The organism is Dyadobacter frigoris, from assembly GCF_005280585.1.
Taxonomy (GTDB): domain Bacteria; phylum Bacteroidota; class Bacteroidia; order Cytophagales; family Spirosomataceae; genus Dyadobacter; species Dyadobacter frigoris.
On sequence record NZ_SZVO01000017.1, the window covers coordinates 21,998 to 42,579 of the forward strand.

The following is a 20,582-nucleotide window of genomic DNA, read 5'->3' on the forward strand; positions in this document are numbered from 1 at the left end:
ATAGATGACCGAAGGAATGATACTGATGTTTTTGGGGTAATTTCTATTGCCAGGGATCAAATTCTAAATACAATCACCCAAAAGTGCAGGTTCGTATCCATTGTCCTGTGCCCATTTTACGGCTGTTATCAGTTTTTCACGGTAGTCTGGCTGATAATTGAAGTAAAAGGGATAGAAATACTGTTCATGTACTAAAAGATCAACATACGGCGGTTTGCCACCATTTTGCCCATAATGATCAAGCCATGGACCTATTTCGTCAATCTTTTTCATATCAATGACAATGCTTGTTTTGATAAAAATGACATCCTCATTCATATCTTTCCACACGAAACGTTTTTTGATATGGCGCCTTTCTGCTTCATTCAGATAATAGCTGGCCGGATATTGCTCGTCGTCAATGTTGAAATAACCAAGCTGTCCCTTGTAACCTGCATCTCTTAAAACACGTGAACCTTCTCGTGTCGCCTCGCCCCAGTGAATAGTCGTTACGTTGGCCAGCACTTCTTCGGATGCGAATCGTTTTATTTGATCATTCACCAGATCACAATCTTTTTTTACCGTTTCATAATCTGCCTTGATATAAGGCTGATCGGGGAATTCACCTCTTGCGTGAAAACTCAGCGTTAACCATCCGGCATTTTCTTTCCACTCGTTTTTATATTGATCTGTGAATTCGGAAAGATTAAATCCTTCGGTTTCGTAAAATAAATTCAGATGGATTTTAGTGCCATAAGTATCGTTAATTTCTTTTAAAACAGACAGATAAGGATGCTCGAAAAGCGACTGGTAATTTGCTGTATTTTGTTGGATATCACGCAGAAACCAGATGTTATCATCAATCGATAAACGGTATTTTCCTGCAAAATCTTTCAAGCGATACACTGTCATTGAAATGCTTTTCTCCGAGTCAATATCCAAAGCTTTAATGGTGTTTTCATAGTTATCCAAAACGATTTCAGCCTGATAAAATCCATCTTGAAAAACGGCATTTACACCGTTAACCGTAATCGTGCAATCAGCGGGCGCGGCAATGGTAACTTTGGTTTTTAAAGCATCACCGCTAAGTTCTCCGTCCCATGCGTGCAGCATATCACCATGAATCGGACTTACAAAAAAGATTTCTTTCGCGTTCATAATTACTTAGTAAGTCGCCCTTCCGCCGGAAAGATCGAAGGTGAATCCTGTGGTAAAACTGTTCAATGGCGACACAATATAAGCGGCAAGATTTGCCGCCTCTTCCAGCGTTCCGCAACGTTTCATCGGAATTTTATCCGTCATGTATTTGACCTGCGCTTCGGGCATAACATCCACAAGTGGCGTTTGTATCACAGCGGGAGCGAGCGCATTAACCGTTATACCGTTTTCTGCATATTCTTTCCCCTGCACTTTTGCCATCCCGATCACAGCGGCTTTACTCGCAGAATAAGCGAGCATTCCTGCATTTCCTTCCTTTCCGGCTATGGATGCGATGTGAAGAATCCGTCCGTAATTATTTGCCAGCATATTCGGAATCACTGCTTTGGAAGTATAAAAACTGCTCATGAAATTCAGCTCAAAAACCTTATGAAGATTTTCTGTACTCACCTCGTGACTTTTTAAGTTAGTCTGCCCGGTAATACCTGCACAGTTTACCAAAATATCAATTTTACCGAAACGTGCCAGAATTTTCGATACTGTTTCTTCAACCAGCTGCTGACTTGTTATATCAATACCAACGCACATAACCTGATCAGAAAATTCATCAAATGAACTCAAAAGAGCATTTTCGTTTAAATCCAATAAAGCCAACTGTGCGCCTTCGTTCAAAAGTTTACGGGCAATAGACAAGCCAAGTCCGGATGCGGCTCCGGTTATCATGGCGACTTGTCCTTTAAAATTATCCATATTGTGGTTCAGGAATTGTGTAAAAATTTTGATAACAGTACGCTTTTTGAAGTCGGGTAAAAAGCAACACTTGTATTACCAAAAAGTAAAAAGAAACTGATTTTTTACTTGCTCAAATTTGCTTCGAGCGGCGTAATTCCATACTTCTCATCTTGCAGCAGATCAATGATATTCTGATTTAACTCTTTAATATAGCTGATCGACGAAGCGTCCGGAATGTAGGCTGCCTTACGAGCTATACTGTTGGAAAGCACACCTCGGGCTATCAGCAATTCTTTTTCTGCGTAATGGAAAAGCTCCATATTTTGTAAAGAGAAAAATATCTGGGGCATCACTTTTTCAAAAAGTTCGAAAGCTTTTCTGTTTTCTCCGTTTCTTCTCAGGTCAAATACCTTTTGAAGAATATCCGCAACAGCAAGTCCGGGCATCACGCCACGTATACCGATTGGAATTAATTCAAGCATATAAAGACCACCCCAGCCTTCAAAAAGGCCGATTTTGTCATTTGTGGTTTTGATAATATCATCAAATTTTGGTGCGCAAAGCGGTTCTTCCAGTTTGAGATATTTAAAATTCGGATTTTCATCCATCAGGTTTTTAATAAAACTTACACTGATCGATGAGCCGCCGGGATTAAAATCCTGAATTAAAACGGGCGTATTCGGGATGGCTTGTAAAAACTCCGAAAGATATTCTTTCAAAGAATTTTCGGGAAGGTTGAATATCCGTGGAACCGCCAGTGATATTACGTCCGCGCCTGCCTCTACATTGGCCTGAGCCAGACGTATCGCGATTTTTAGCGACGGGTGGTTTGATTGAGCAACAATTTTTATTCTGCCCGCTGCATGATCGACGGCTACTTTTACCACCCTGAGTTTTTCCTCGTCGGTTAGTTTGTAAAATTCGCTTGCATAAGCTGGAAGGCAAACTGCTTTGATTCCTCCTGCTATGGCAAAGTCGATCAGATCACGAAGCGCGTTTTCATCAATGTCTTCGTTTTCGGTAAAGGGTGTCGGGATAATGGGAACTACGCCGAAGAGTTCGTCTGCGATATTGCTCATAATGATTTAATGGATTGATTTGCTTTTGCGAGATTTTTCTGCTGTGTTTTTGAATCTACGATGGTTAATATTAGTGTGGAGGCAAGGACCAGAAGCCCGCCGATGATCGCTTGTGTTTTTAATGTTTCACCCAATACAAAGGCAGCGATAGGAAGTCCCATCAGCGTGATCAGATAATTGGAAAGTGCAACCTGGGTCGCATCCAGATTTTTTAGCGCTTTAAAGAAAAGCAACATGGAAAGAAAATTATGAAACAGCGTCAGGGCAATCATGCCTGTCCAGGTTTGTGCAGTATATTCGGGGATTTTGAAAAACATTTCCGGCTCGTAATACCAGACCAGCGGGGCGAGAAATATCACAAGAAAAAGATAGGTATAAAACAACATTTCCATCTCTGTGAATTTGTCTGAAATCTTTTTGCAGCCGACATTATAATAGCCGTTTCCAATAATGGCAAGGACAATCAGAATATTTCCCCATGCATATTGTGAGCTGAAATCCAGTTTTTTAAGATCATCTGTCGAGCATAAAACCACACCGATAATCGCAATGCCAAAGCTGATCCAGCGGGCACGGTTCATTTTTTCTTTCAAAATTAAGAAAGCAAAAACCGCTGTGATGACCGGCAGTGCCAGTACCAGAATCGCAGAATTACTGGCCAGTGAATACTGTGTACCGTAAGTCATAAAGACCTGCGAAGGAAATGCGCCTAAAGCGGCCAGCTGAACAAAAATCAGCAGATCTTTAAGTTTCCGGTTTCCTTTTTTAAAATCCTTAACTACAAAAGGTGCCAGAAAGATTGTGGCCAGCAGCATAGGTGCCCAGACCGTAAAATAGGGCCCAACCTGATCCTGGGTTAGTTTGATACACGTGAAGTGAAAAGACCATATCAAATTGCAGACAAAAAGAATGATCCATGACAAAACTGATTTGCTCATATTGTTTTTTCGATACGCCGGTTTGTCTTATATTTATTGATAGCTTCCGCGTCCAGTTCAATGCCTAATCCGCTGCCTGATGGAACTGTTGCCGCGCCATTTTCGAAGTGAACCGGATTTACAATTAAATCGTCCACACGTACCAGCTCTCCGAAAATATCAGAAGGTATCGTACAGTTGATACTTGCCGCAGCGATGTGTAATCCCATGGTTTCTGAAATTCCCAGATCCACTTCGGAGCCGCGCCAGCAGGGCTTTCCTTCCAGATGCGCGATTTCTGCAAGCAGAACTGAATTATAAGCTGAGCCGTTGAAATTATATCCATCCGCCGCATCGGCTCTTACAAAAGTGATCATGTCACGAATATCCTGTGTGTACGGTAGTGAAATATGACGGTACAGAGGCATTTGCAACTTTTCTTGCAGGGTTTTAAAACCCTGCACATCAGCGTGCAAAATAGGATCTTCCAGTCCGAGCATCGTATTTCTATCAACGCCTTCCATCAGTTTTAAAGTGGTTTCGACATCATTCCAACGCTGGTTTGGATCAAGCAAAACCTTTATTCCATCACCGCATTTTTTATGAATTTCTTCCGTCCAAAGTCTGACCGCATCTTCATCGGAACATTTGAATTTGAAAACCTTATGACCTTTTTGCATCGCTTCAAAGGCCTTTTGCGCGGCGTCTTCCGGTGTTCTTCGGCCGGTTCAGCCCATGCAATCAATAGTGTCGCGGTATTTTCCACCGAGTAACTGATACACGGGGACGTTAAGTAATTTTCCAACCAAATCCAGTACTGCGGATTCAAATGCCTCATAAATCCGTTGGTCAGAAACTGGTAATCTGCGCCAGTTTAATTTCAAAAGATCTTCGCCGAGAAAAACGTTTATTGTTTCTTCCAGAAGTTCTTTTGACGCACTTCTATATGTTTCGCCAATACCGGTCAATCCGTTTTTTAATGTGATTTCGACGATCCATTTCGGCTGGTTTGCAAATTCTGTCCAGCTTTCTCCTGTCATGAATTTTTTTGCAAAAGCGGTGTCTTTATCTAAAACCTGTTCGGAGTTCAGACTTCCCGGTTTGGCGGGAACGATCACTTCGGTTGCCCTGATTGCTGTTATCGTCGTCATATTAATGCGTTGCACTTTTTAAATCTTCACCAATATTTTGAGGGTATTTCTCAGCCAGTTTTCTGATATCATAACTGAATTCGGTAAATAGTTTTTCCCACTGCGCAGCCGTTTCAGGCGTGTAGGAATAAAATCCTTTGGCATTACTAACGCCTTTCGCACCATCTGCAACAAGTTTTTCCATCATGGTAGGTGCTACGGCAGTATTGGAAAGTTCAGGGAAAAGATCCTGCATCACAGTCAGGTAAGCCGAGATTCCGGTAAGATCCATGAACCGGAATGGCCCCGCAAAAGTGATCCAGTAACCCAGATCATTCCGCAATGAGCGGTCCACATCTTCGACCGTAGCATATCCGTTTTCAACCAGATTAAAAGCTTCACGAAGCATGGCATACATGATGCGGTTGGTAATAAAACCTCGGATATCTTTTCGTAAAAGAGAAGGTTCTTTTCCCCAGCTTTCCGCGAGTGCAATTATTTTTTTTGCATAAATAATATCCGAATCTTTTCCGCAGATCACCTCCATAAAACGTGTGATGTGTGCCGGTTCAGCCCAATGTATACCCAGCAGACGCTCTGGATTTTGCAACCCCTGCTGCAAAACTGAAACGGGAATCGCAGACGTGTTACTTCCAATAATCGCAGTTGGAGAAATTACAGTTTCCAGTGCCTGATACACTTTTTTCTTTTCATCAACACTTTCAATGATTGACTCGATCACCACTTCATGACCAGCCAAATCCTGCACCTGATCGGTAATGATTAATTTTTCTATCACTGCTTGTGGACTTTCGGAAAGCAACCCTTCTTCTTTAAGTTCAGTAAGAAAATTCAATATTCTCACCCTCGCTCCGGGAACTTCTGCAATATCTTTTACCAGCGAAGTTACCTCGTGACCGGCAGCCAGAATACATGTGGCGATACTGCTTCCCATCAATCCAAGTCCTACCGTTCCAATCCTTATTTTTTCAGTCATAATAATCTTGTCAAAGGAGAAGGTTACTGTGTTTTTATTCTGGCAATGGCATCGATTTCTACCTTTATTCCATCACCCAGCACCGATTGCACGGTAGTTCTTGCCGGTTTTATACCCGGAAAAAAAGATGCATAAACCGTATTGTATCTGTCAAATTCATTGATATCACTCAAATGCGCACTGCATTTGACAATGTCGTCCATACCTCCACCAGCTGCTTCAATTATCTTTTTGATATGATTAAGCGTATTTGTTGTTTCTTCTTCAATGGTGCCGTGAATTACTTCGCCGGTTGAAAGATCCACCGAGCCTTGTCCGCTGATAAATAACCAGCCATTGATCAAAACTCCGGCAGAATAAGCGCCGGTACTCACTTTTTTATCGGGATGTTCTATTTCTATCTTGCTCATTATTTCTTTGAAAGATCTTTTGATAAAGGCCAGTTTTTGAAAGATTTAAGAAAATCAGTTATCGAGGCAGCTGCATTTTCCAGCAAATGTTTTCCCTTTTCTGCATTGGCCAGCTGCGGCTCTCCGCTGCTCCCGTTTGAGGAAATAAACTGCGTCTGTTTGAAAAGTGTGACGCCTCGGTTTGGCTCATCATCTTCCCAGGGAATGTAGCCGTTGCTTTCCGGGCGAACGGGACGTTCCGCTTTTTCCATCCACACTTTTTTAGGAAAAATGTGAAGCATCATACTGGTTTCATACTCACAGGCATGACTCAGTGCGGGACTTTCCATGGGTGCTTGTCCGGCGAAAACCGTACCGGCCGTTTCCCAATAAGTGACCAGGGCGATGTTAGGTGATAAATCCGAATCGTACTTGTTTCCCAAAACAGCCAGCGCCTGTTTTACCGGTGTTACATTCCCACCATGGCCATTTAGCAAAACAATCTTCCGAAAACCACTTTTCAGCATCGATTCAACCAATTCTACAATTACAAGTGTGTACGTATTGATCGTTAAACTGATCGTCCCGCCAAAAGCCAGATGATGATGACTTGAACCATAAGCCAGCGTTGGGCAAAGCAAAATGTCTTCTTCCAGGTTTTGTTCCGCTTTCTGAGCTATCCAGGTAACAAGATCCGTATCCGTTGCAACACCAAGATGCGGACCGTGTTGTTCAATTGCAGCAATCGGCAAGACAATAACTTTGTCTGTAAGCTGGTTGATTTGCGGATAGCTTAAATCTGAAAACTTCATAGTGAACGCAGGCGTTTACAAATACTTTTTTGACTATCGGGTAAATTGCGCTGATTAGTCTCTCGTAACAATATTAATGAATTCTATCAATTATTGTTTACAAAAATATGCATATTTTGTAAACAATAAAATAGTTTTAGAATTTAATTTTAAATCTGATTAGCTAATTGATGCAATTTCTAAAAATCGGGTTTAAATAATTCTTCAAAAGGCTTCGTCGCGATGTGATCCGGGCTGTTTTGTATCCGGTAATCATTTACTTTCAAATGCAGTTTTTGCCATAAAGCGTGCTCAACATCAAATCGCCCCAATATCGTATTCAGCCGGTAAGGTTTGTATTCTGAATTCCAGGATTGTTCATAGGCAGATTTTAATGCACCGTTTTCATCCATCATATCGATAAGCAGTCCGTGGCACAAATAAGTAATGTCATAAACCACGAAATCGTTTTTCTTCTTTTTGAGCATAGAATCATTCCAGCGGTCGCAGACGGTTTTGGCCCACAGAAAACGTGTTGCGTTGTAATGCATTAATCTGGCTGACACCAAAAGGGAATTGATGAAGGGTGCATCATTTTTATCACATTTTTCCAAAGCGGAAATTAATGCTGATTGGGCCTCCTCGCTGTTTTTTCTCGCATTTTTAAAATCTGTCAGATGTTTGGCAGTATTGGAAAGATAATAAGGCAAAAACGGATTAGACCAGCTCTCGATAATGGTTCCTCTTGGCATTCCATTGGTATTTCGGCCAAGGCCTTTGTCAAGATCTTCATTTGATTTTTGAAGATATTCAAAGGCTGATTTCATTTCGTCTGCGACTTTTGGAAAAGCAAGCGAAGCATAATCTGATGCAAATTTCTGCTTATCTGCACTCGTTCCCTGCCAGGCACCAATGCTGCCGTAAGCCATAAAAAGCCAGGATGGACGCACAAAAGGTTCAACAGGATCTGTCCAGACTGAATTGATAAAACCAAGCGTTTTATTTTTGATCCCGGCCTTCAAACATAAGTCAATGTTGGTGTAGGTATAATCTGCGTCCGGATAAATATGGCCCCAGCCCGAAACGGCCGGCTGGATCAGGAATTTTCTTTTTTCGGCCAAAACGGGATTTAGATAGCGGTTAATCTCAACAGTATCAGGTTTATATTCCCAAATAACCGGAATTACGTCCCTTGGTATTTTACCGATAATTTCCGGATAATAATTATTCATATCCGTCCAGGTCATAACCGTTTTGCCCTGTTTTTTTAATTCGGCCTGTACAAAATCAAGCTGTTGGAGCCAGAGTTTTTCTGAACTTATTTTCATATCAACATCATCGGCGATGCGTTTGGTTTCCCAGGTTTCGTCAAAACCAACATGAATAAAAGGACTTTTGAAAAGCCTGGTGTATTGAGTGATCCAGTTGGTTAGCAGTTCATTGACTTTTTGATTTCGTGGATCGAGCTCATGTCCATAATGCCCGATGGAAAGATCCGCATATTTTTCATTTCTTAGTAATTCATGCAAATGTCCGTATAAATTTAAAAACGGAATGACATCCATATGCCGCTGTTTTCCGTAAGCAATAATTTCCGAAATGTCCCTTTTGGAATAACCTGTTTTATATCCAAGCGAAGGAAAACCGTCCAGTTCAATGCTTACCTCATTGTAAAAATAGTATTGATTCGTTTTCCATTTTGCCAGAAAATCAATCTGTTTTTTTATTTCATCGACACTTAAAAGACCACCGTGCGAAAAATCCATCATGATTCCACGGTAACCAATTTTCGGTTTGTCTTTGATAGTAATCAATGGAAGTTTCGCATTTTTGCCATATCCTTGAGCCAGTTGACGAATCGTTTGAATGGCATAAAATAAACCCGTAGAGGTATTGGCTTCAACCTGAATTTTTCCGGAATTAATGCGAAGTTGATACCATTCCCTTTCACTAGTGCCGTTCATCTCACTTACTTCCGGAAGCTCGTGTCCGGTTTCTTTAATTTTATATTGAAAAGTGGCTTTTGGTGAAACCGAAGCTGTTTTTGGATATTTTCCGGTGCGTTCCAGGATAACAGATTTGAGCTCTCCGATTGCAAATAAAATATCTTCGCTGGCATTTTTCGGAACAAATATGGAAATGTTTTCAAGTGGAAATAACCCTTCGCTGACCTCCGCAAAATCGGGGTTTGGCAAAAGCAAAGGCTCTTTTTGTGCAAATGCGCCAAGACTAAAAAGAAAGAAAAACCAGATTTTTATTACTAATTTTTTCATTTTGAAATATTTACAAAATTATTTTCAACGGATCTTGCAGCGACTATCTCGGCCAGTTTTTCAATGGTGGCAGTGGCTTGGAAACATTAACTCTGGCATTTCCCGGAATCAGAAATACCTGAAACGATTGTTTTTTACCCGCAGGAATTACCGCTTCAAATCCAACCAGCGTGGTTCCCGGATTGGGATCATCATAGTCATGCGGCGGATTAGTTGTCCAGGTTTTTATGGAAATTTCAGGGGAATTCGGAATGCTGATTATCAGTTTTTTGCCATTCTGACTTAATTCTGCCTGATTGCCTTTTAGGTCAACTTTCGCCGAAGTAAGCATCGCCCAGCGGACAGTTGTTTCTTTATCCAGATTTTCAATTTCATCCGTTACGATTACAAATTGACCATCCATTAAGGCAATCCCACGCTCAGCCTTTTTGACCTGACCTTTATAGATTGACGAAAGATCGGTGATCGCATTTATAAATTGAGGATTACCGGAATGACTTATGACCGGAGCGTAGCCATTCACACGTTGCAGAGAATCATTGAAGGTTAAGGTATTATGGGAGAAGTTGTTATAACGAAATATTTTCCAACGCTGACCATTTTGTTTGTTTGCCCAAAGGTCAATATTTTTCAATTCAAGCGCGGTATATTCCTGGAAACCAAAATCTTTTGCCCAGCGAATTCCGTCGGCTTCCAAAACAAAAGAACCTGCGTCCATATGTCCATGTGTGACAAAGGGCGAGCCGCCTTTCATTCCAACAAAAACAGCATTAGTATCCGTCCAGGAAGACCGCATTAAAGCCACCGGATTTTTGCCGCCACCGACCCAGATCTTATTTTTCGGCATTGTGATTTTTTCTATATCAATATTTCGTCCCCAGATCATCAGAGCGGGAAGGAGCCTGTCTGTGTTTTTTGCGAGTTTTTCTCTGGTCAAAAAACTACGCTCGTTCCAAAGCAATGACGGGTCCTTTAATTTTCCTGCAAACCACAACATGGCCGGCTGTAAAGTAGATACTTCGGAAGCATCCGAATAGTTAAAATTTTTACCGGTTGGGCCGATCATGTTTTCAAGATAGGACGCTGTTTTTAAAAATCCGGGTATTTTACTTAATTCAAAATCGGTTTTGAAAACTTTTTCAATGGCGTTCAAAAACATGATGTTAAACGTAGTTCCGTAACCCCAATAGGTATATCCTTCGGCAAATGCGCCATCTGGTCCATTGTCTTTCATCGCGATTTGGATACTGGCAATGGAGCGGTTAATTACTTTTTCGGCAAGTGCAGGATGGTCCTCATAAATGGCCAAAGCACCGAAAGAAATACCTGCATTGCAAACTTGGTTCCAGTTATTGGTCACGGAAAGCCATTTGCGGTAATTAGGGTAGGTAGGGTCAAAAGAGGTAGCAATTCCTTTTTTTAGAATGGCCTCTTTGATGATCGAGCGTGATTTTTCGGACAGATCATGATAAAGCCAATCGTAGCCAATGGCGACGGCCATTGTCATTTCTGCGACATCCAGATAATGATCAGGATTCCAGTCGGTGAAATTGGAAACGGCTAATAATTCCTGTTCTGCTCTGTCAAGATATTTTCGTTCATGCGTCATCCGCCAGGCATAGCTCAGATGAAAAACCCGGTTAAGACATTCCCTGGATTTGGCAAGCAGCCTTACGCCAAAAAGAATTCTTTCCACGGGTTTTGTCATCAGCATACTGTCACATTTCTGTAAAATTTCAGCATGAACTCCTTGTGATATACGTTGAGTGGAAATTGCTGTTTTGATATTATTTTCTTCTCCGGCTAATAATAATAGTCGGGGATGATCCGGAATAGGGGTAGAGGAATTGATGAATTTCAGCGAATCTATGTGATGAGGCTGTGCATAGACTGCTGAAAACATTATCAGTAAAAAGAAAAGTAATCCGGTGTACCGCATTTTCCTGTTTTTATAATTTGAAATTTAATTGACCAACAGCACTTGTAGTAAAGAGCTGTTGGTCAATTAAATACTAGTTTTTATCCCACCACAAAGGCGTGGCTGCATTATCGGGTCCGCTTAACATTTTAACGGCTTTGGCAACTTCGGCCGCGTTTGTCTGTTTTTCGGTATCCAGAAATGGCATCCGTCTGATGAATGTACCCTGTGGCAGATCCGTGTTTTCGCTATGTACCACCGTGTAAAGTTTCGGAAGTCCTGACCGTCTCAATTCAGCCCAGCCCTCGGCTCCATCGGGATAAAGAGCCAGCCATTTTTGCTGGGCAATTTGTTTTCTCTGCATACTTTCTGTACCGCTGAAAAGAACCGGGTAATCATTAACTGCGGGAGATTTCATGCCATCCAACGGAGCGATCGGGGTTGCAGTACTGCTGATATATTTAGTGATCGCGGCATTGTCTGTAATTCCCCACTGCGCCATAGAAGCCTGGATCCCTTTTTTGTAAAAATCCTCAGCCGTTCCGCCCATGCTCCATCCGTTAAGTGCGCCTTCCGCACGGAGGAAATAGGCTTCTGCGGCGTGCATGATGTCCTGAGGTGCATTGTACGTGGTTTTCCAGTCATTGTTGACCCAGTTTACCCATCGCGTACCCATGTTGGAATTGAATAATCTTGAATTGATATCAAGGATTTTTTCAGAAGTAAATAATCCGTTTCTTACGCCTTCAAAAGTTCCGGTTGAAATCGCAGGCTGGAAATAAACCGGCAAACGCGGATCGTTGTAGCCTTTTAAAACCGATTCCATCGCAGCACTCATCCGGATATCATCCCAACCCGAAGTCACGGCCAATCCGTTGTATTCGTTATAAGTCGTGGTCGATTTTGGCATGTAGGCATCATCTGAAATATCAGTCAAAACACCCGCTGCAACGGCTGCTTCTGCCTGTTGTTTTGCCAATGTCGGATTTACTTTTGAAATACGAAGTGCAAGTCTGAGCCGAAGCGTGTTGGCAAATTTCATCCAGGCTGTGGCCGGACTGGCATTTTTGTTATAAATCAAATCATAGGTTCCGAAAGGTTTATCCGAAGTATGTGATTTCAGAACGGTTGAAGCTGCATCCAGTTTTTTGAAAAAATCAAAGTAAACAGAATCCTGAGGAGTGTATGCGATATACCGGTTTCCAGAGGCTGCATTAAAATACGGAATCGGTCCAAAATAATCTGTGACCCTGTGAAACATCCAAACCCACCAGATATTGGCCAGCGCATTTTCAGAAGTTTCAGCTTTGGTGCCGGCCATGATTGTTTTCAATTGCGGAGCTGCGGCGGTATAAACCGGGTTCCAGCAAGCGGGCATCCAATCCTGCCTGATCACATATCGATCCGTTGGAAATGACTGGGCAGCCTGTGCAAAGAACTGGGAATATACAGAAGCAATCGTGCCTTCACCCACCTCAAAATTGTCCGGGCTTAGTGTCGGTGTCATCAACGCATAGGCAAACTGAAAAGGATATTCAGTGGCTCCGATCGTGCTGATTTTGGTCGCATCTGTATTGATCGAATTGTAATCGTCGGTACAGCTATTGAGCCCGAGCGCTGCAATGGCTAGTAAGAAAAACTGGTTTTTTATCGTCTTAAACATGATATAATATTTTAGAATGACAGTTTCAGGTTCAATCCTATATTTCTGGTCGAAGGAAGGTTGTAGTACTCAATTCCCTGATAGTTACTATTTCCAAAGCTGACTTCGGGATCAAAATCCATTTTGCGTTTGCCGATTCCCGGAATGTTAAGAATTGCATTGCCACGGTAAATGAAGAACAGATTTCGTGCTACAAAAGATAGCCGGGCCGACTTGATAAATCCTGGAAGATGTCCAAAGGAATAGCCAAAAGTCAATTCACGGACTCTGACATTGGTCGCATGATAAGAGAAAAATTCACCCCATGAATAATCTCCCTGCGCTACGGTTTGCCAGAATTTTTCGGCGTTGATAGCAACTGTATTTGGTGCGCCTTCCGGTGTTACAGCGTTCACTGTCCAGGATCCTGCGTCACGGAAATTTTCAGTGGCCGATGAGGTTCCTGCATAGGCCGTTTGTGCCGCTGTTCCCGATGTGATTATACCGCCGAATTTACCGTCAACGAGCACGGATAGTGTCCAGTTTTTGTAAGAAAAGCTGTTACTGAAACCTGCTGAGAATTTCGGATTGTTTTTCCAAGCTTTTGGATCTCATCGGTTTTTACAGGAACGCCGTTTGTGTTCACTACATATTTCCCGTTCAATGTTTTCCATTTGTAACCGTACAGGTCACCGTACGATCCGCCTTCTTTAATCAGGGGAGTGGCCGTCCTCACGCTGGTTGACGAACCAAGATAAAGCTGGCTCACACCTTCGTAAAGTGAAATCACTTTATTCGTATTAACTGCATAATTCAATCCGAGATTCCAGGTGAAATTTTTGCCGGTTACCGGTTTTCCTGAAAGTACCAGCTCGAAACCTTTGTTTTGAATATTGCCCGCATTGACATTCAAAGTAGAATATCCCGATGAAGCGGGGGCGGAAACGTTAAGCAGCTGATTTTTTGAATTGGTTTTGTAATAAGTGAAATCAACGCCCAGTCGACTGTTGAAAAATCTCCATTCAGTGCCAACTTCGACCGATTGCGTCAATTCAGGTTTTAGATTAGCAATCGCTTTGGTGCTGCTGCTGGCGATGTAACCGCCGAAACCTCCACGTATATACGTATAGTTTTGGCCGAGCAAATAAGGGTCCGCGTCGTTACCAACTTTGGTAAGCGAGCCTCTTATTTTTCCCAGACTTACCCACGAGGGAAGTTTCATCATTTCAGAAACAATTGCAGATATTCCTACGGACGGGTAGAAATAAGAATAAGGCGAAGGAAGCGTGCTTGACCAGTCATTTCTGGCTGTAAGGTCTAAAAACAGATAATCTTTAAAGGAGAACTGTGCCGTTCCATACACGGATTGCAATTCTCTTTTGGTGGTATTGGCTTCTACTTTTAGGGTGGTAGCGTAGCTTAAATCATATTTGTTATTGAATCCAAGTCCGTCAGCAGCATTTACGCGGTGACGAAGATTTCTGTTCAAAACTGATCCCCCGATGTTATAATTGATTTTGAAATCAGAAGTAATCTGGTTGTTACCGGTTAGAAGGACATCAAGGTTTCTTTCCGAGATGAAATCATTTCCTTCCGAATAATAACCGCCCGGCTGTCTTGCGTAGTTGACAGTATTGTTCGCGTATTTTTGGGTGATAAAATCATTGTAACTATCTGAACTTACGCGTCCCTGGATATTTAGCCAGTCTGTCAGTTTGTATCTCAGTACCAAAAGTCCTGTTACTCTGCTGCGGTTTTCATCATGATGTGTATTGTTAATTGTCCAGTACGGATTCATATAAACGGGGTCCGGGCTGGTCCAGAAAGTGGGCGTTTCAACACCGGTAACGCTAACGTTTTTATAGCCTTTTAAAGTTTGCGGATCCACACTGCGCGGCATACGGTATACGTTAGCCACAACCATGCCGTCTCCGCCCACACCGGGTTTATTTTTAATGCCCTGGATCATGTATGTAACCTTCGCATCCGCAGTCAGGCGATCTGTTAGGTTGAACGTTACACGAGAGTTAAAAGTGTTACGGGTAAGACTGTTATGAGGGACAATCCCGTTGATAAAATTGTTGGAATATGAAAAGTAGGATTGTACTTTTTCGGATCCGGCCGTAATACCAACAGAATTATTATTTGAAACAGCGGTGCGGAAAAAGTCTTTTACATTATCAGGATAAGCCTGAAGACTCACCGTGTTTCCTGCCCAGTTTGTAACACTTTGTCCGGCAATTTTTGGCCCCCAGCTGCCGCCAGTCAAAGTGGAATAAGTGCCACCAGAGCCCTGAGCATAAGAATTTTGAAAACTTGGTGTTGTCAATGCTTTATCAAATGTAACGCCGGAATTGAAGTTAACATTGATCTTTCCGGTTTTACCTTTTTTGGTTGTGATGATGATAACACCATTTGCTGCGCGACTTCCATATAATGCGGCACCAGCAGCACCTTTGAGTACGTTAATGGATTCAATGTCGTCAGGATTGATGTTGGATGCTCCGTCGCTGCCGCTTTGTCCGCCGCTGTCGTAGCGAACTTGTCCTGCCGGTGAAGAGTTGTCAATCGCAACCCCGTCAACTACAATCAGTGCGTTGTTGGATCCCTGAATGGATCTGTTGCCGCGCAGTACGATCCGGGTTGCTCCGCCGGGTCCGTTGGCTGAGGGAGTGATGGTTAGCCCGGCTACTTTTCCTGAAAGTGTGTTGGTGAAATTGGCGTCTCTGACTTCGTTGACCTGCTCGCCCGTGATTTTTTGTGTGGCGTATGTCAGCGTTTTTGCGGACCGCTCAATGCCAAGCGCTGTTACCACAACTTCCTGCAGTCCAACACTTTCTTCTGCCAGCGTTATGTTGCCCATATCCGTTTTGTTCCCGATCACGATTTCCTGGGTTTTCATACCAATGTAGGAAATAACAAGCGTGTTTGCGTTTGCCGGAACGGATATATTAAATGTCCCGTCTTTGTCTGCCAACACACCGGAGGTCGACTGTTTTACGATTACAGATGCACCTGGAACAGGGGCGCCCTTATGGTCAAGTACTTTTCCTGTTACTTTTTTTGCCGGTTGTGCCTGTGCAGTGCCAATAAGGCATACGCTGGTCAGCATAAGATATAACAGGAAAGTAGTTAAGCTAAAACGGGGAATACGTAAAGGTTTTGGCTGGAAACCTTCTGGCAGAGGTGACCTGAATGCTTTTGTAGATTTTTTCATATTCTAATTTTTTTCTGAACACGAATGGGTAGTAATGGTTAAAATTCTTACGGCACGAGGCCTGCTTGTCTTTCAAGCGATCTGTACTGGGTTACTGACTTGCGTCGACTTTTGAAATACTTTGGAGAGACAACTATCTTGTCATAGGCAAAATATGGTTTGTTAAAAATAAATGTTTCAGGCTTGTTTTTGTGCGAAGCTTTATTTTGGTTACTATAAATTGCGATATATTGTTAACAAATATATTAATATTTTGTCAACAAAAAAATTGACCAAATATTTTTATGTAAAAATTATATTTTCATACTGTGCAAAAATAAAGAAGCCGGCTTTCAGGGCATCCCCTGAAAGCCGGCTTTGCGGACTTTATATGAATTTGTAATGTTCTTCTTTTAATTTTTCTAGGAAAGATCAATAGAAGCGACTTCACCACGGATTAAATGTTTTACAAGTGCCTCTTCTGCGCGGTGAATATTTTTTTCTTTAATAGCTGATACAATCTCGCGATGTTCCTGGTCTGTGAGTTCATAATCATCCATATGGGTCTGCATTTTTCCAAGCTTTTGGTGAAACAAGGGGATGTTGCTGGCTTTATATAAATCTATAAGTTTATCGTTTCCAGCATATTCAATCAGTGTTTCGTGGAATTTTACATCTGCTTCACAGGCGCCGCCAAAATATCCGCGCTCTACCATCGACGAGAAATCGTCACAGATCCTTTCCAGCTCCAGAATTCCTTTTTCATCGATTTTATGCATCACAAGCCTGAGCGCGCCTACTTCAAGAATCTCGCGAAGCTCGCGAATCAGGTGGCTGTCTTCAACGGTAAGAGTCTTTACGAAAAAACCACCTTTTTCTCCTTGCACGATTAATTGTTCACCCATTAACCGGGTTAAAGCTTCGCGGATTGCGATACGATTGGCGTCAAGTTTTTTGGCCCATTCGTCTTCTTTAAGTCTTGTGCCGGAAATAAGCTGATTAGATAATATTTTTTTTCTCAATTCGATATATGCCTTATTGGATAATGAGTCTTCTTTCATTTTGTGTAAACAAAAAATTAAATTTTAGTTAACTAAATAACGATGTGGTAAAGGTAATCAATAATAGTAAAAAATATTATTTTGTCGTATTATTGAATTTCTTTTTACACTTTGTTTTAAGGTGCAGCGTAAAATATAAAAATCTTAGGGGCTAATCCGCCGGGTGAAATTAAGTAATCAAATTTATTGATGTACTGAATGATTATTAGCGATGTAATCTTCGCAAGAATTCTTGTCCTGAATCCATCAAAGTTTTTCGTATGCGATCCCCGGCATAATTTCTTCGGATCATAAATTGATCAGTGGCTGCTGTTTCTGTCAAAACGTTGAAAGATTCCCTATTCCTTTTCTATTTCATACCAGAGTTCGATCATGCCGTTTTTATAAGCTGTCACGTCTTTCAAGTGCAACGTCTGCTCTTGTCCTATGTGGTCAAAAAATAAGGTACCGGCACCTAAAATAATCGGTAAAACTGATATTCTTATTTCATCTGTCAATTTTAAACGAATGAAATCCTTGGCAAGCATCGCTCCACCTACAAGCCAAACATTCCTGTAGTTTGGTTTTAGTCGTTCGCTCACAAGTTGGTTCAGGTCACCGGAATAAAACTCAATGTTCTGTCTTTCATTTGGCAGGTTTCTGGTGGTTATTACAATTGTCGGTTTATCTCCATATGCCCACCCATAAGATTTTGAAAGTTCCAGTGCATGTTCGTATGTCCGGGAGCCCATTATATAGCAATCGATTGTCTTTAGAAATTCTTCCGGATCTTGTCCTGAAATACCTTTCTCGTAGTTACTTGATGTCTCAAACCACGAAATGCTATTGTCTTTTTTGGCAATTATACCGTCAAGACTAGAAACCATATGTATCGTTAGCTTCATTTTGTCAAGTATCATTTGTTTATAACATGTTGTGGGACGTTGTTAGCACTGTTCATATGATTATCTTAAGTATCGTCCACCGGGACAAAATTTAGATTTTTTTTATATTCAAAATTTTCGGGAAAGCGGGCAGCTCGCCAATTACTATACGCTAAGCGTTTGTTAATGCAGTCTACCTTTCGACAGCTATATAACTTATCGGACTTCAGACATGCAAAAATAATTTATCATTTTCGAATTTACATATTTAAGTTTAATGGTGTAAAAAAAATATATTATAATTAAATCCGAAAGGTGATCTGAGCCGGGAAAACAGGGAATCGGGAAACCAGAGAATTCGGTAATATTCCAGCTTCTTTGGCCCTGTAGTGATGATAATTGGCAGTTTTTTACTCATGTAAACCGCCTTTGTGATGGATATCGAGATATCTAAGGCTGTATGCGAAGGGACAAAATTGACGGCTAAAGAAATTCTTGACGTGTGCATCGCCGCTTGAAAATATATAGTTGAACGTATCGAACTGGCAAAGCTTGTTGCTAATCTTTCATACAGTGATGGCCCGCAAGGCAGCATTTGAAATCCCAGGCCGGGTATTTCAATATTATTCTACCAAAATATTTTTCGGACCAGCTATGTTCCGAGTGGGAAGACATTGTCAGAGATATTAAGTTAAAAAACTCCTGGCGCGATGAAGATGGTAGAGTAATCCTTGGTGCTGTCCCTCATACCTTTGGTCAGATGATGTCTCTCCACGAGTGTCAGTGGGATGGTGGAACTAATCATAAGGCTCTATGATAAAGTGCAGCTGCGATTTTAGTAGAATATTCTTCCACAAAAGTTGGCTGTATAAAAGAATTCAGCAGGCAAAATGGGGTAGTGTTCGTGCGGCATAACTACTTAAACTATGATTATTATTGGAAATTGATGCTGGGCTGAAATCAAGTTAGTTCGCATCTCTGATTAACACTGAATAAGGTGTATAACCATAATATTTAACAAATGATTTAGAAAATTCCTGGACGTTTTTATAACCCGAGGAAATTGCAAGATTGCTAATTGAACACGCCCTGTTTTCATTTAAGAGTTTCAAGGCCCTTTCCATCCGGATTTGTGTGTAGAAGTTTACAAACGTTTTTACGGTAACTGTTTGGAACATACGTCGGAATCTTGGCTTGCTCATTTTGCACATCAGTGCAAGCTCATCTAGGGGATATTTACAAGTAAAATCATTTTGAATTGTCTGTATTATGCCTGTAATTTCGGTGAAATCCTGAATGGTAATTTGATTCGGTGTTATAGGCGGGGGATTTAATAGTCTTACCAGAAATAGGGTGACTATTTTTTTACATTCACCGTTAATTCCAGCTGATTCAATTTGCTGTTGCCCCCAAAAAAGAGATTAAATAAAAAAAAATCTTCTAACTGAGGTGCAAAAGGATATTGGACATTATGATTGGCTTCGAAAATAATACTCCACTTGGACCCGTTTTCTAACTCGAATTCCTTTAAAATGTCTAGAAGATATGCCCTGGAATTATAGAAGCTGGTTTTCGTGTGAAAAATATGCACTTTTTCACACGAAAAACCAAACATCATGAAAATACAACACATACTAACGATACCCGCCACAACGTTTATGTCGCTAGCTTTGGCTGCTCAGGGAGAATCAAAGCAGAATTAGTAAAACTTGAAAGTGATTTGGTTAAAAAAACAGCCTTCTGAGCTGGAAATTCAGAAGGCTCTGAAAAACTATATATGGTTTAATTATCTGTTAATGAGTGATTTGTAAAGTATGGAATACCGGTCGCGAATGTGTTTTCAAGAATGAAGCGGGTGAAAATCATCAGTAATAAAATACGACTGAGAAGCTAACAAGGCTGCCAAGTGGTTATCATGCTGGCAGCAGGAATCCACAACCTTAGGAATTCGTTCAGAAATCCATTACTAAACTATTCGTGATAATCTCTAATGAACTGATCTTTATTTTGGTCAGATTTTCTTCCTTCTTATGTTGGATATAGCCTGGTTTTTCGCAAACAAGAATGAGGTTATTTATCGTAGATTATTTTGACTGTAAGAAGCAAACTTCAAAAGTAATCGCTTTTTTCGCCCCAAGATTTGCCTGATCAGTTTTGTTGTGGAGAGATATCCCCATCTCGTCCACGAATTTTATACGCTGGCACATCTTCGCTTCACGATCTTGTCGCTTAAATACTTCAACCATAATATTCTACACGAGGTCGCTGTAAATTTTCGTAGCGTAAATAAATTAAATTTTATAAATAAATACTACAATTAGAATCAATAGTGTAGAAAAAATTTCACACAAAAGTAGAATTACTTTATTTTGGTAAATTTTTTTGCCTTATATTTCCGATACAGAAAGACTAAACGTCTTCTTACCTACCACAATACAAGATAAAAAAATGAAAACG

General features: G+C 41.3%; 16 protein-coding genes and 2 pseudogenes. All 18 read right to left on the bottom strand.

Features of this window, described 5'->3' with window-relative positions; translation table 11 throughout:
- Nucleotides 1-63: 63 nt before the first annotated feature.
- The 18 genes and pseudogenes from FDK13_RS28005 to FDK13_RS36725 all read right to left on the bottom strand — a co-directional run bounded on the left by FDK13_RS28005 (nt 64) and on the right by FDK13_RS36725 (nt 19,336).
- Nucleotides 64-1,137, bottom strand: coding sequence for a hypothetical protein (locus tag FDK13_RS28005; RefSeq protein WP_137343338.1), 1,074 nt, complete (start codon nt 1,135-1,137; stop codon nt 64-66).
- A 6-nt stretch (nt 1,138-1,143) separates the two neighbouring features.
- Nucleotides 1,144-1,887, bottom strand: a complete 744-nt coding sequence (locus FDK13_RS28010; RefSeq protein WP_137343339.1) for an SDR family NAD(P)-dependent oxidoreductase — start codon at nt 1,885-1,887, stop codon at nt 1,144-1,146.
- Nucleotides 1,888-1,991: 104 nt separating this feature from the next.
- Nucleotides 1,992-2,948, bottom strand: coding sequence for a dihydrodipicolinate synthase family protein (locus FDK13_RS28015; protein WP_137343340.1), 957 nt, complete (start codon nt 2,946-2,948; stop codon nt 1,992-1,994).
- Nucleotides 2,945-3,886, bottom strand: a complete 942-nt coding sequence (locus FDK13_RS28020; RefSeq protein ID WP_137343341.1) for a DMT family transporter — start codon at nt 3,884-3,886, stop codon at nt 2,945-2,947. The genes FDK13_RS28015 and FDK13_RS28020 overlap by 4 nt, the downstream gene beginning before the upstream one ends.
- A pseudogene (locus FDK13_RS36225) lies at nt 3,883-4,554 on the bottom strand (enolase C-terminal domain-like protein); the annotation flags it as partial. The gene FDK13_RS28020 and the pseudogene FDK13_RS36225, both read right to left, overlap by 4 nt.
- Before the next feature lie 39 nt (nt 4,555-4,593).
- A complete protein-coding gene (locus FDK13_RS36230) occupies nt 4,594-5,016 on the bottom strand; it encodes an enolase-like domain-containing protein (protein ID WP_229216242.1) in 423 nt (140 codons plus the stop codon).
- A 1-nt stretch (nt 5,017) separates the two neighbouring features.
- Nucleotides 5,018-5,992, bottom strand: coding sequence for a 3-hydroxyacyl-CoA dehydrogenase family protein (locus FDK13_RS28030; RefSeq protein WP_137343342.1), 975 nt, complete (start codon nt 5,990-5,992; stop codon nt 5,018-5,020).
- Nucleotides 5,993-6,015: 23 nt separating this feature from the next.
- Nucleotides 6,016-6,402 (bottom strand): RidA family protein, encoded by a 387-nt coding sequence (locus FDK13_RS28035; protein ID WP_137343343.1) that lies wholly within the window; start codon nt 6,400-6,402, stop codon nt 6,016-6,018.
- A complete protein-coding gene (locus FDK13_RS28040) occupies nt 6,402-7,193 on the bottom strand; it encodes a creatininase family protein (protein WP_137343344.1) in 792 nt (263 codons plus the stop codon). The genes FDK13_RS28035 and FDK13_RS28040 overlap by 1 nt, the downstream gene beginning before the upstream one ends.
- Before the next feature lie 179 nt (nt 7,194-7,372).
- Nucleotides 7,373-9,445: a family 20 glycosylhydrolase gene (locus FDK13_RS28045; protein ID WP_137343345.1), complete on the bottom strand. Its 2,073-nt coding sequence runs from the start codon at nt 9,443-9,445 to the stop codon at nt 7,373-7,375.
- A 43-nt stretch (nt 9,446-9,488) separates the two neighbouring features.
- Entirely contained in the window at nt 9,489-11,384 is a 1,896-nt protein-coding gene (locus FDK13_RS28050) for a heparinase II/III domain-containing protein (protein ID WP_137343346.1), read from the bottom strand.
- A gap of 73 nt (nt 11,385-11,457) precedes the next feature.
- On the bottom strand, nt 11,458-13,026 hold the full coding sequence (locus FDK13_RS28055; protein WP_137343347.1) for a SusD/RagB family nutrient-binding outer membrane lipoprotein: 1,569 nt from the start codon (nt 13,024-13,026) through the stop codon (nt 11,458-11,460).
- A gap of 11 nt (nt 13,027-13,037) precedes the next feature.
- The gene (locus FDK13_RS36235) at nt 13,038-13,535 is read right to left on the bottom strand and encodes a hypothetical protein (RefSeq protein ID WP_229216243.1); all 498 of its coding nucleotides are present in this window, start codon (nt 13,533-13,535) and stop codon (nt 13,038-13,040) included.
- Nucleotides 13,505-16,222: a SusC/RagA family TonB-linked outer membrane protein gene (locus FDK13_RS28060; protein ID WP_229216244.1), complete on the bottom strand. Its 2,718-nt coding sequence runs from the start codon at nt 16,220-16,222 to the stop codon at nt 13,505-13,507. The genes FDK13_RS36235 and FDK13_RS28060 overlap by 31 nt, the downstream gene beginning before the upstream one ends.
- 401 nt (nt 16,223-16,623) lie before the next feature.
- Nucleotides 16,624-17,262: a GntR family transcriptional regulator gene (locus tag FDK13_RS28065; RefSeq protein WP_137343348.1), complete on the bottom strand. Its 639-nt coding sequence runs from the start codon at nt 17,260-17,262 to the stop codon at nt 16,624-16,626.
- Between the two features lie 116 nt (nt 17,263-17,378).
- Nucleotides 17,379-17,563 (bottom strand): annotated as a pseudogene (locus FDK13_RS28070) (hypothetical protein); the annotation flags it as partial.
- Nucleotides 17,564-17,600: 37 nt separating this feature from the next.
- A complete protein-coding gene (locus tag FDK13_RS28075) occupies nt 17,601-18,146 on the bottom strand; it encodes a dihydrofolate reductase family protein (protein ID WP_229216245.1) in 546 nt (181 codons plus the stop codon).
- 944 nt (nt 18,147-19,090) lie between these two features.
- On the bottom strand, nt 19,091-19,336 hold the full coding sequence (locus FDK13_RS36725; protein ID WP_137343350.1) for a helix-turn-helix domain-containing protein: 246 nt from the start codon (nt 19,334-19,336) through the stop codon (nt 19,091-19,093).
- Nucleotides 19,337-20,582: the final 1,246 nt, after the last annotated feature.

What these genes read in the sequence shown, in the direction of transcription:
- FDK13_RS28005 (WP_137343338.1), bottom strand. Translation starts at nt 1,137, where the DNA reads ATGAACGCGAAAGAAATCTTTTTTGTAAGTCCGATTCATGGTGATATG.
- FDK13_RS28010 (WP_137343339.1), bottom strand. Translation starts at nt 1,887, where the DNA reads ATGGATAATTTTAAAGGACAAGTCGCCATGATAACCGGAGCCGCATCC.
- FDK13_RS28015 (WP_137343340.1), bottom strand. Translation starts at nt 2,948, where the DNA reads ATGAGCAATATCGCAGACGAACTCTTCGGCGTAGTTCCCATTATCCCG.
- FDK13_RS28020 (WP_137343341.1), bottom strand. Translation starts at nt 3,886, where the DNA reads ATGAGCAAATCAGTTTTGTCATGGATCATTCTTTTTGTCTGCAATTTG.
- FDK13_RS36230 (WP_229216242.1), bottom strand. Translation starts at nt 5,016, where the DNA reads ATGACGACGATAACAGCAATCAGGGCAACCGAAGTGATCGTTCCCGCC.
- FDK13_RS28030 (WP_137343342.1), bottom strand. Translation starts at nt 5,992, where the DNA reads ATGACTGAAAAAATAAGGATTGGAACGGTAGGACTTGGATTGATGGGA.
- FDK13_RS28035 (WP_137343343.1), bottom strand. Translation starts at nt 6,402, where the DNA reads ATGAGCAAGATAGAAATAGAACATCCCGATAAAAAAGTGAGTACCGGC.
- FDK13_RS28040 (WP_137343344.1), bottom strand. Translation starts at nt 7,193, where the DNA reads ATGAAGTTTTCAGATTTAAGCTATCCGCAAATCAACCAGCTTACAGAC.
- FDK13_RS28045 (WP_137343345.1), bottom strand. Translation starts at nt 9,445, where the DNA reads ATGAAAAAATTAGTAATAAAAATCTGGTTTTTCTTTCTTTTTAGTCTT.
- FDK13_RS28050 (WP_137343346.1), bottom strand. Translation starts at nt 11,384, where the DNA reads ATGCGGTACACCGGATTACTTTTCTTTTTACTGATAATGTTTTCAGCA.
- FDK13_RS28055 (WP_137343347.1), bottom strand. Translation starts at nt 13,026, where the DNA reads ATGTTTAAGACGATAAAAAACCAGTTTTTCTTACTAGCCATTGCAGCG.
- FDK13_RS28060 (WP_229216244.1), bottom strand. Translation starts at nt 16,222, where the DNA reads ATGAAAAAATCTACAAAAGCATTCAGGTCACCTCTGCCAGAAGGTTTC.
- FDK13_RS28065 (WP_137343348.1), bottom strand. Translation starts at nt 17,262, where the DNA reads ATGAAAGAAGACTCATTATCCAATAAGGCATATATCGAATTGAGAAAA.
- FDK13_RS28075 (WP_229216245.1), bottom strand. Translation starts at nt 18,146, where the DNA reads ATGAAGCTAACGATACATATGGTTTCTAGTCTTGACGGTATAATTGCC.
- FDK13_RS36725 (WP_137343350.1), bottom strand. Translation starts at nt 19,336, where the DNA reads ATGTGCAAAATGAGCAAGCCAAGATTCCGACGTATGTTCCAAACAGTT.